Raw genomic sequence first — 10950 nt, forward strand, 5'->3', positions numbered from 1 at the left:
ACTGCAATCCATAGATTCATATGATTCTTGAAAATACAGTTCCGAATACGGTATTCTTGATCGACGGAGCCAAGAATACCGGTGGAGGAAATGAAAGCATCTCGCTCCCAACCATAACCTAACCCACAAATACTTGAATCTGAAGATAAATCTGTCGGAATTACGACAATCCTCCGTGAAACTATACCCCGCAGAGCGACCCGTAGGAAGCGATGCATTGAGTTCAGGAAAGCTCTGCGTTGAGTTTTTCAGAGCGACCTGCAGAGCGACCCGTAGGAAGCGATGCATTGAGTTCAGGAAAGCTCTGCGTTGAGTTTCCCCTGCGTTTTAGGGCGGTGGGAAGACTCGGGAGATTTTTTATATCAGAAAATCATACTTTTCGCAAGTAAAAAGCCTTACTCTTGTCGGAATACTTCAAAAAATGTGCGTTTTGATTCTTACTATTCCAAAATCCTTCTTAACTTGTGGGTAAGGTTATGGCTCTTTATGAATCGCTTATCTTAGCTACGCTAAGAGTCTTCGAATAACTCAACCTCGCTTCTAGGGTCGCTCGGTAATGCTTTCGCTGGCTACGACTATCTCGCTCTTTATGAATCGCTCGATAGGAATAAAATGAGTTACTTGAAAAGAAGAGGAAAAAGGAAATCTTTTCGATTTTCATCCGGATTTTCCAGAACATGAAACAGTAGTTTCTCAAGGACGGATCCTATTTGTTTAGGAGGAAGATTCGGACAAGCCTTTAGGATATCCTCTCCTCGAAGCGCCAATTCAGTCACAACAAGAGTTTGAGATCGTTCGGTCAGATCCAGAATTCTCCGAAAATCAAAAATATCCTTGAGAATGGGCTCGTAAGTATATGCAAGATTAAGAATATATTCCGTCAAAATCCTTAGATTTTCTCTTCCTGCATACACACAAATCGGATGCAAAACAGCCTTTCGAATTTCCGCATCGGTCAAAGACACATCATCCTTCCGGTTCAACATCATAAAAAGCATATCCGAGAAAAACAGTGAATCCTTCGTGTTTTGATTGGAATATCGGAGGTCTTTCATAAACTGTTTTGCCGAATTTCTATCTTGAAAACTTCCGAACAACCAAGCATGTAAAAAAGAAAGCCTAAGGCTCAAAGGAACTACAGGAACTTCCCGGATTTTTTTTTCTACGTTCGTATTTTCCGTCGGATACAATTTGAGATTCGTAAATAATTCTAAAATTCGAAACTCCTTGAATAACTTCAAAGAAGGAGCCGGATTTTTGCTTTTGAGGGTTTTGTTTAATTCGTCGTGAACCCTTTCTTTAGAAATTTTCGCGGTTATATTTCTACATTGGATAATCGCCTTTGCGGTTTCCGACTCCAAAGTGAAACCGAGACTACTTACGAAACGAATCGCACGGATTGGACGAAGACCGTCTTCGGTAAATCTTTCGATCGGATCTCCGATCGTTCGAATGATCTTATTTTGAATGTCCTCAAGTCCAGAATGCTCGTCGATCAGGCGTTTCGCTTCCAAGTCCAACGCCAAAGCATTCATAGTAAAATCTCTTCGTTTTAAATCCTCGCTTAACGAAACTCCGAATTCAACGGCCTCCGGTCTTCTCCCGTCTATATAGTCCACGTCCTTTCGGAAGGTAGTGATCTCGTAAGAACGGTCTTGTATTAAAACGGTAACTGTGCCGTGTTTGATCCCGGTCGGAACCGTTCTTTTGAATAAGGTAAGAATTTTGTCTGGCAACAGTGAAGTGGTCAAATCGAATTCGTCCGGTATTTTTGAAAGCAACAAATCGCGCACGGATCCGCCGATCAGATAACATTCTCCGCCCTCTTTGCGGATGTTTTGTGTGATCCGAATTATATCTTCCCGAAAGTTTTCGGGAATTTTTTTGATTAATTCGTCCGGATCCACGTTAGTCATTTTGAATCATTTTTTTCCAGAGATTCCCGTATCGATTTTTGAGAGTTCGGTTATTTTCAAGAATGATATCGATTTTCTTTTTCCATTCCGGATCCACCGTAATTTGACTGTAAGGTAGTTCCGCTTTTTCGGATAGAATTCTATCAATTCCTGCCTCCGTCTTTTCCATAGCGAGACGACAGAGTTCCTTCGTGTCTTGAGTTTCCTTTTCAGAAAGACAAAGTAGAAGCATTTCTTCGAACTTTTCTTCTTTTTGAAGAACAACCAACTTGTCCTTCAAAGATCGACCGCAATTCGACGCCGTATAAAACAAAAAGACGTAGAACGAAATTCTCCACAAAAGAGAAAATAGTCGGCTCTTATTTTTGAAAGGCTTCGTTTGCGAGCTTATCTGCGACCGAATTTTTTTCACGAGGAACATGGGTGATTTGAAAATTCTGTAAGGAAGAAACGAGCTTGTCCACTTCCTTTTTATATTCCAAAAGATTGGGATGTTTTACCTTATACTTTCCGCTGACCTGCTTGACCACAAGCTCCGAGTCCATATACGCATGAATTGTATCGAATTTCCTTCGAATACACTCCTCCAAGCCCTTTTTGAGAGAAGTCCATTCCGCCACGTTGTTGGTGGTTTCTCCGATACGCTCGGAGATTCTGAATTCTTCCTTGTCACCCTTATACGCCACGACTCCGATCGAGGAAGGTCCCGGATTTCCCTTGGATGCCCCATCGCAAAAAATGGAGATCAAGATTTTTTTTCCCCGAGAAAAAGGCCAATCATAAACCGAATCGGCTTAAAGACAATCAGATAGATAAGTAATAAGCCGACTTTTACAATTCCACTTAGAAAGACCAAAACGAATTCCAAAGAGCAGTTTGTAAAAGAATAAAAAATCTCCGGTTGAACCAAAGTGAACACGAAAGAAACGAATCCTAGTCCCAAAAAAATAAATTGAAGGATCGTGTTTTCGGTTAAAAAACAAATCAGACTGACAATCGTAAAAAATAAGGCGACACGAAGGCCGCGTTTTTTTACTTCGAAGTTCGTAAAGAGGTTATGCATCTGAAAATTCCGAATCTTGTACGTAATTCGTATTAAAAGCCATACTGAAAAGAACCGTCTCTTTCGTCGAGTTTTCCCTAAAAAACTTTACGAGTCCGACGCAGTTTGTCATCATTTCCTAGATGATCCGGCATAAACTCCAAAACTTCGTGAATTCTCTTCCAATCAGTCCGGAAAGAAGCTGCTCTTACTATCCGGATCGTTTGAGTCAGATTCAATATCTTCCACTTCAGGGAAAAATTGAAAAAGATAGTTTACAGTTTTTTTTCGATTCCGGTTTTCGAAGAACCGGTAATATTCTCTATCGAACTTCTTGTAACGCTTGCCGCGAATGTTTGAGTTATCGGGTTCCTTTAAACCAATTTGTTCCCAGCCGAAACCGGAAGAGACTTTTAAAAAAGAACTCGGACCTTGTGGTTCGTTTCGGATCTCCCCATTTGACCGTAGAGAAAGAAATTCTCTACTTACGTTATCAAAGATCTCGTTACCAAAGTTTTGTAATCGGAGAATCGGATCAGGAACTTTTAGAAGGAATGCGTTGGAATCTTTTCGGATATCCGGAAAATTCTTTAGAGATGACCCTTAGTTTAGATGAAAAAATTCTCGGTTTTATGATCTTAGACTCCGCATCCGATTCTCTTTCCGCGGTTTATTCCGTTTATGACCCGGATTATCCGGATCGAAGCCTTGGAAGTTTTGCAATTCTTTATTCCATCCTTTACGCAAAAGAACTGGGAATGAAATACTATCACCTCGGTTATTTTCTTCCGGGACATCCGGATATGGACTATAAAAAGTATTGGGTTCCATCGGAGATTCGCGAACTTGATACGAATGATTGGATCTCCTTCGAAGAATTCCAAAAAAAATACGCCGACTTTTCCTGGTAAGTCCTCAAAACCGGCTTTCTATTTTCATAAAACCTAACTTCAAGACGAGAGAAGATTACTGAAAATACATGGAACTTATCCCAAAATCCGAAGAGAAATTTATGATTTTAAAATCGCAAATAATAAAACGCGATTCATTATTACGTCTCCTCGAGAGTTTCTAAGTTTGTAAATCGTCTTTTCACAGTTAAGCTAGTAGTTCCTGCAACTCTAAAGTTTTGGGGTAAGTTCATTCTATCTTCCTTTAAATCATACTTGTCAGTTCCGTTTCTTTCCATAGAACGGATGAATATGGCAAAAAAAATCGTCGTCGGTGCATCTAGCGGTATCGGAAAAGAATTAGCGATTCTCCTTTTGGAGCAAGGACATACGGTCACTCTCGTAGCCCGTCGTGATAAGGAATTGAAGGCAATCGCGGCTCCGTTTAATTCTCCCGGTAAAACAAACGCATTCGTTATCAAACAAGACGTCACCAATTTTGATCAAGTCGACTCCGCGTTTCAAAAAGCGGTCAAATCTATGAAAGGTGTCGACGAGATTTATTATGCTTCCGGAATTATGTACGACGTGAAACCGGATGAGTTCGATGTTACAAAAGACATCGCTATGTTAAATACAAATCTTCTGGGTTGTGTGGCATGGCTCAATCCCGCAGCAGTCCTTTTTCAAAAACAAAAAAGCGGAAAGATCATCGGGATCTCTTCGATCGCAGGAGATCGTGGAAGAAGAGGCAATCCCGTTTATAATACTTCCAAAGCGGGAATGAACACGTATCTCGAAGCTCTTCGAAATCGTCTTTCGACGTTAGGTGTTCAAGTTCTCACCGTAAAACCCGGCTTTATCGATACTGCCATGACCCGAGGTATGAAAGGTCTTTTCTGGCTTATCTCGGCCAAAGAAGCGGCGACTATCATCGTCAAGGCGGCCGATTCGGGCAAAGAATGTGTCTACGTTCCGGCCCGCTGGGGACTCGTGGGTTTGATTATCCGTTTGATTCCATCTTTTCTTTTTAAACGTCTTTCTATTTGAACGAACCTGAATCGATCAAAGGTAATACTATGGCAAGGGCATCCAAAGTTTCTCCGAAAAAGAAAACTTCCGCAAAAACTTCAAAAACGGCAAAAGTAAAAAAGTCTCCAATTGAAATAACCCTTCCGCTTCCAAGTAAAGTGGAAACTTGGGGGATGAACCATTATTCGCTTTCTCCCGTCTTCTTTCCGGAAAAGGAAGAAGACTTTAGGGATCTTTTCTCCTATGCAAACAATAAAGGACTGAAATTGACACTTCGCGGAGGAGGTTGCAGTTACGGAGACGCGGCCACAAATACGAAGGGCGTGGTGATCGATATTTCGAGGTACAATCGAATTTTGGAATTTAATTCAAAAACGGGGATCATCAAAGCGGAATCCGGAGTTACGATCAAACAACTTTGGGAATTCGGAATCGAAAAAGGTTACTGGCCTCCGGTCGTAAGCGGAACGATGTTTCCTACTTTAGGTGGCGCCTTATCGATGAACATCCATGGAAAGAATAACTTTGCGGTGGGTTCGATCGGCGATCACGTCCTTGAATTTACATTTATGACTCCGAACAGAAAAGTCTTCGTCTGTTCCCGTAAAAAGAATCAGGAACTTTTTTTTGCCGCAATCTCCGGTTTTGGAATGCTCGGAGTTTTTTTGAACGTAACGATCCAACTGAAAGCTATCTACGCGGGAAAAATGAAGGTATGGCCCGTGGTCAGCAAAAATCTGCAGGATATGTTCGACTATTTTGAAAGGGAATATAAAAGCGCGGACTATCTCGTAGGTTGGATCGATGCATTTGCATCCGGAAATTCTTTAGGAAGAGGACAAATCCACAAAGCAGTACATTTGAAAAAAGGAGAGGATCCGGACTTTCCTGAAAATTGTAAATTAGAAAGACAGAATTTACCAAGCACATTTCTCGGAATTATTCCTAAATCTTGGATGTGGTTATTCATGATTCCTTTCGCCAACAACTTGGGGATGAGGCTCGTCAATTTTGCAAAATTCGTTTCCGGTTATTTGACGAATAACAAACCGTATTTTCAAGGTCACGCAGAATATGCGTTTTTATTGGATTACGTTCCAAACTGGAAGTTCATGTATAAGCCCGGTTCCATGATTCAATACCAGAGTTTCATTCCCAAGGAGAATGCGGTGGATGCTTTTTGTGAAATTCTAAAGATTTGCCAGAAAAGGAGAATCGTTACCTGGCTTGCCGTATTCAAAAAACATAAATCTGATCCTTTTCTTCTCACACACGCATTGGACGGTTATTCGATGGCTATGGATTTTCCAGTGACTTTCGGAAATAGAAAAAGACTTTGGGAACTCGCGGGTGAGTTAGACGAAATCGTGTTGAAGTTCGGAGGAAAATTCTATTTTGCGAAAGACAGCACTCTCAGACCGGAAACCGTTCAAAGAGCATTTCCGAAAAAAAATTTGGAGAAGTTTTATTCCTTAAAAAGGAAATTCGATCCGAAAGGGATTTTAGAAACCGATCTCTACAGAAGAATTACAGGAACCTGGTGATTTGTTTTATGAATCGGCTGAATGCACTTTTGATAGAAATCAAAAAGGATAAGGTTTTCCTATTCCTTTTGGGATTAGGAGCCTTCTTCCGATTTTTTCGTTTAGATCTACAAAGTCCCTGGGAAGACGAGCTTTTTTCAATCCGAGCTTCTTCCGAAACTTCGTTCGGCAATCTTTGGGATTGGATGAAGAATGATCCGCATCCTCCGTTGTACCAAACGCTTTTGTATTTTTGGTTTCAACTTTTTCAACCGACGGTTTTTGTCGGAAGATTGTTCAGTGCGATCGTGGGTATTCTTGTTCCCTTTTCGTTTTACCTTCTTTCACCGCATAATCTAAGCGGAAGAATCAAAACTTCCGTCGTGGTTTTCCTAAGTTTATCTACGGGGCTCATCTATTATTCCCAGGAACTCAGATCCTATAGTCTTTTGGTTTTGTTTAGCACGATTCAGCTTGCGATTCTTCTAAAATCCGTCTACGAAAACCGAAAGGAAAAAAATTTCCGTATATACTGGAGTTTATTAGGAATTTCTTTATTAGCATCCTATACTCATTTTTTCGGATTTATCTGGTCCGCTTCCATTTTTCTCGGAATTTTTATAACGAAGTGGATTTTTACGAAAAAATTTCCTAAAGTGGAATTCTATTTCGGGATCTTATTCGGAATTTTATTCATTCCGGTTCTTTATCTATTGTTCAACTCGGATAAGATCGGAATCGCTTCGTGGATTCCGGAGGCGGGTTTCACCGCGTTTCTTGTTTTTTTCGATCTGATCTTTCATTCCGGAATTCTAAAAAAGTTTATTCCCGGAATTGTGGCTTCTTTAGCCTTACTCGCAGGTTTCGTTTCTATTTATTTTCCGAAAAATCAAATGAAGACTCTTGCTTTAGAACCAGATCATAAAAAATTCGTGATTTTACTTGGAATTGTCTTTTTGATTTTTTCTGTCGTCCTCGGAATTCTTTCCCTGATTCAACCTTTGATTACCGCTAGAAATCTTTTAGTCACCGCCCCCGCTTTGTATTTTCTAATCACCACCGGTTTTTCTCTGTTTCCGATCTACAAAGGAAAAAGACTCGAATTAATCCTAATTCTAATTTCCATCGTTTCCCTCTATTATTTTACCCGGTTTTACTACAAACCTTTTAAGGAACAATGGAGAGAAAGTTCTCAATACATCATCTCTACGATTCAGGATCGTCCCCTGGAATTTACTCTTCTTTGCTCTTCTCATACGTACAACATGGAATATTTTTTGAAAACGGCAAAAATTCAGGGAATAGTTCCAAAGATTTATACGAAGAAAGAAGCCAATCTTTTCGTTCAGGATCCAACAAGAAAGGATTTAGTGATTTTGGAAACTTCTTGGAAATATCTGAACTCGGAAGACTTGGATTCGTTATTCGCTCAAAAAATATTCGATCGAAAAGATCAGTTGTTCTACGGAATGAGAGTCATCACCATCCGCAAAAGGTAATTTTCTAAATCTAAAACTATGAAAAAAAAGAACGTCACTTACGTAATCCCTTGTTTGAACGAGGAAAAAACTCTTCCTCTCGTTTTGGAAAAACTCGCGCGGCTCAAAAAGGAATTAAAACAATACAATGTGGAAATTCTTGTCTCCGATAACGGAAGCGAAGATAAATCGATATCAATCGCTAAAAAATACGGCGCAAAAGTCGTTCATTGCGAAGAAAGAGGATACGGGGCAGCGCTCAATTTCGGAATCAAAAACGCAAGTGGAGAAATCGTTCTGTTTGCGGACGCGGACGACACTTATGACTTCCTGGAATCTCCAGCGCTTCTTGCAGAGATGGAAAAGGGCGCGGAGTTCGTAATCGGTTCCCGTCTAGACGGATCGATTCATAAAGGGGCAATGCCGTTCTTACACCGTTATCTGGGCACTCCGGTGATCAATTGGATTATCAATTTATTATATTCTAAAAAGGGAAATCGTGTTAAAGACGCAAATTCCGGTTTTCGATGCTTTTTGAAAAAAAAATTTCTGGAATGGGAAATTGAAAGTACCGGAATGGAATTCGCATCCGAGATGCTCGTGAAAGCGCTTCGAAGCGGAGTCAAACTTTCCCATGTCCCGATCAGTTTGTATCCGGACGTGGAAGGAAGAGTTCCTCATTTGAGAACTTGGAGAGACGGCATGAGGCATCTTCTGCAGATTCTCATTCATTCTCAACAGCTTTTTTATTACACGGGCCTTATACTTTTCTGGATCGGCTGGGCGTTTACGATTTTGGGTTATTTTACGGGAATCGTTGCAATCGGCCCCTTCCATATCTTCGGGATCCACTCTCTCACCGTTTTCCTTCTGGTAGCGACATTCGGACAGACGATCTGGGCGATCGGCTTGTTTCTCGCGGCTCGTAAAACACCCGAGTTAAGTTTTTATTCCAGATTAAATCTCTTATCCGAGGATCTTCTTTTCTGGTATTCAGCGAGGATGATTTTATTCGTAATTTTACTTTTCGCGTTCATCTTGTTCCGATGGTGGAAAAATTCCTTTCAAGTTCTCGATTTGGAAAAAGAAATTTTAATGATAAGTTTCCTTAGCGTTCAAATCCTGAATTTAATCGGACAAACGATTACGGCTCACTTATTAAAAAGAACATAACGAGCGATCCATAGTGAGCGAGTTAGACAAATTTACGCGGAGCGTTTCAAATTTGTCTTTCAACGTTAGTTGAAAAATAGAGCGACACGAAATGCTTTCACAAAAAATATCCGGCCTGATTACGCGGAGCGTTTGAAATTTGATCTTCACTTAATTGCACATTTAGAATTACAGCATTATACATAGATACCGGTAATTTTTCTCTATCAGAAGATCATACTTTTTGCAAGTAAAAAACCTCATTCTTGTCGGAACACTTAAAAAAATGTGTTTTAGATTTTACGATTCCAAAATCCTCCTTAGACAAAATGGCGCCCCTTCTGGACTTGAAAAACCGTAGGTTAGAGATCCGAAGCATTTACCACAAAGCAAGATAAGCAATAGAAGGAACTAAAAGCTTGTCCCAAAACGGTCTTCTGTCAGAGCAACATTACCGCGACACTGTCACCAATCCTCCTGAATGTGGGAGTTCCTACAGAAACCGTCTCAGGTTGACGGTTTTTTCCTGTCGTTTAAAAAATTGTAATAGCTCCTACATTCTAAGGTTTTGAGACGAGTTCTTAGCTTCACTAAGAATCTTCATGCAACTCAAGCCTCGCTCTTTATGAATCGCTCGAGGAAACTCAGCATCTCGCTCTTTATGAATCGCTCGAGGAAACTCAGCATCTCGCTCTTTATGAATCGCTCGATAGGAAAGGGCAGCATTTTAGTTTGAAAAACTCAGTTGAAACGCTTTTTATGAAAGCGTTTCAACTATGAGATTTGCGACGATTCGGCCAAACTTGTTTACATCAAATTCACGTTAATCTATATTCAAACTAAGTTACGCATAGTTAGAACATAAATGCCTATTTTTTTTCGGTATAGACTGGAACTTCTTTTTCACTTATAGAATCGCGCAAGCTTTATACTTTCTGAACCGGAGAGATTGCTTTAAAAAGGAAAATTTCCTCATTTTCAGAGACGAAGGATAATACTCTTGTACCAGACTTTAAAAATCAACCTACACTTCTTTTAAATTCGAATTGAATTTTATAGGGAAAGCAAAAACTTGAACTTTCGGAAGGGTTTACTTTTTAAACCGAATTACAAATTGCTTTTCGCTTTAGTAAATTGAAATCCATTCTATAAGTTTACAATTGCGCCATTCTATAATCTTAAAAGTTTCAAAGAGAATCAATCCGGCACAGAACCGTGTGTTTGCCATAAAAATATCCCGTTTTGGCATATTCCATTCCGGGATGTAGAATTATCTCGTTTTGTTTAAGTCCTTACATTCACGAGAAGCGAAGATCTTTTGTAAAAATCTAATCGCCGCTAGAAAAAACGCAGACCTCACTCAACTTGAGATTGCAAAACGTTTGGGTGAACCTCAATCTTATATCTCCAAAATCGAATCCGGTGAAAGACGACTCGACGTCATTGAATTCTGGAGAATCTATAAAATTCTCGGAAAATCCTTCGAGTTTTACTTTCAATTCGATGAAAAGCCGGAAGGTTCCGAGAAAAAATCCAAAACTCTCAAAGCAGCAAGCGGTAAACGCAAAAAAAAGCGTTCTAAATTTTAAATTTACGTCATCTTTATACGATTTATTCTTTCTTCTTTTTCTTTGAACCGAAGATTTTTATTTCCTTTTCTCTTTCAAAATCGTCTTTTTTGTTTCCGTTGATAAATCAGCCCACTTTTTATTCCTTCAGCGGATACTGATTCAGTGCAGAACACCTTCGAGTAAACTACGTATCGTTATTACATTCCTTATTTCCGACAAAGCGGCTTAAAAAATTTTTGGAAGTCGAAAAACTCACCATTTTTTGAAGATGAGATTTGCAAACAATCGATCGGACTCGAACATAAGAACTTATGGAAGGAATCCAAGAAAAATCTTGTCGATTCCA

Annotated in this window: 10 protein-coding genes; 6 read left to right on the forward strand and 4 right to left on the reverse strand. The window is 39.9% G+C overall.

The features are described from left to right. Positions 1–617 precede the first annotated feature (617 nt). Genes CLV95_RS01080 through CLV95_RS01095 form a run of 4 tightly spaced genes read right to left on the reverse strand, consistent with a single transcriptional unit; the run spans position 618 to position 2979 of the window. A complete protein-coding gene (locus CLV95_RS01080; RefSeq protein ID WP_002731909.1) occupies positions 618–1916 on the reverse strand; it encodes a CCA tRNA nucleotidyltransferase in 1299 nt (432 codons plus the stop codon). After that, entirely contained in the window at positions 1909–2256 is a 348-nt protein-coding gene (locus CLV95_RS01085) for a hypothetical protein (protein WP_002727136.1), read from the reverse strand. Before CLV95_RS01085 ends, CLV95_RS01080 begins: the two co-directional genes overlap by 8 nt. A gap of 19 nt (positions 2257–2275) precedes the next feature. Then, positions 2276–2665, reverse strand: a complete 390-nt coding sequence (locus CLV95_RS01090) for a ribonuclease HI family protein (RefSeq protein ID WP_002731795.1) — start codon at positions 2663–2665, stop codon at positions 2276–2278. Further along, positions 2662–2979 carry a hypothetical protein gene (locus CLV95_RS01095; RefSeq protein ID WP_002727154.1) on the reverse strand — a complete coding sequence of 106 codons (318 nt, stop codon included), beginning with the start codon at positions 2977–2979 and terminating at the stop codon, positions 2662–2664. The genes CLV95_RS01090 and CLV95_RS01095 overlap by 4 nt, the downstream gene beginning before the upstream one ends. A gap of 122 nt (positions 2980–3101) precedes the next feature. Here CLV95_RS01095 and CLV95_RS01100 point away from each other — a divergent pair, with 122 nt between their 5' ends. From CLV95_RS01100 to CLV95_RS01125, 6 genes are all read left to right on the forward strand, one after another. After that, a complete protein-coding gene (locus CLV95_RS01100) occupies positions 3102–3869 on the forward strand; it encodes an arginyltransferase (RefSeq protein WP_107694837.1) in 768 nt (255 codons plus the stop codon). A 291-nt stretch (positions 3870–4160) separates the two neighbouring features. After that, entirely contained in the window at positions 4161–4898 is a 738-nt protein-coding gene (locus CLV95_RS01105; RefSeq protein WP_002731773.1) for an SDR family NAD(P)-dependent oxidoreductase, read from the forward strand. Positions 4899–4927: 29 nt separating this feature from the next. After that, positions 4928–6424 carry an FAD-binding oxidoreductase gene (locus CLV95_RS01110; protein WP_002731720.1) on the forward strand — a complete coding sequence of 499 codons (1497 nt, stop codon included), beginning with the start codon at positions 4928–4930 and terminating at the stop codon, positions 6422–6424. An 8-nt stretch (positions 6425–6432) separates the two neighbouring features. Beyond that, positions 6433–7902: a glycosyltransferase family 39 protein gene (locus CLV95_RS01115; protein ID WP_002727199.1), complete on the forward strand. Its 1470-nt coding sequence runs from the start codon at positions 6433–6435 to the stop codon at positions 7900–7902. An 18-nt stretch (positions 7903–7920) separates the two neighbouring features. Continuing rightward, positions 7921–9054: a glycosyltransferase family 2 protein gene (locus tag CLV95_RS01120; RefSeq protein WP_002727159.1), complete on the forward strand. Its 1134-nt coding sequence runs from the start codon at positions 7921–7923 to the stop codon at positions 9052–9054. A gap of 1259 nt (positions 9055–10313) precedes the next feature. After that, complete coding sequence (locus CLV95_RS01125) at positions 10314–10622, forward strand: helix-turn-helix transcriptional regulator (RefSeq protein ID WP_002721633.1); 309 nt, start codon at positions 10314–10316, stop codon at positions 10620–10622. Positions 10623–10950 lie beyond the last annotated feature (328 nt).

The organism is Leptospira borgpetersenii serovar Javanica (assembly GCF_003046425.1).
In the GTDB taxonomy this organism is placed as follows: Bacteria; Spirochaetota; Leptospiria; order Leptospirales; family Leptospiraceae; genus Leptospira; species Leptospira borgpetersenii.

Bases quoted from the DNA above. Each gene is read 5' to 3' on its own strand.
- CLV95_RS01080 (WP_002731909.1), bottom strand. From the start codon at position 1,916: ATGACTAACGTGGATCCGGACGAATTAATCAAAAAAATTCCCGAAAAC.
- CLV95_RS01095 (WP_002727154.1), bottom strand. From the start codon at position 2,979: ATGCATAACCTCTTTACGAACTTCGAAGTAAAAAAACGCGGCCTTCGT.
- CLV95_RS01100 (WP_107694837.1), top strand. From the start codon at position 3,102: ATGATCCGGCATAAACTCCAAAACTTCGTGAATTCTCTTCCAATCAGT.
- CLV95_RS01105 (WP_002731773.1), top strand. From the start codon at position 4,161: ATGGCAAAAAAAATCGTCGTCGGTGCATCTAGCGGTATCGGAAAAGAA.
- CLV95_RS01110 (WP_002731720.1), top strand. From the start codon at position 4,928: ATGGCAAGGGCATCCAAAGTTTCTCCGAAAAAGAAAACTTCCGCAAAA.
- CLV95_RS01115 (WP_002727199.1), top strand. From the start codon at position 6,433: ATGAATCGGCTGAATGCACTTTTGATAGAAATCAAAAAGGATAAGGTT.
- CLV95_RS01120 (WP_002727159.1), top strand. From the start codon at position 7,921: ATGAAAAAAAAGAACGTCACTTACGTAATCCCTTGTTTGAACGAGGAA.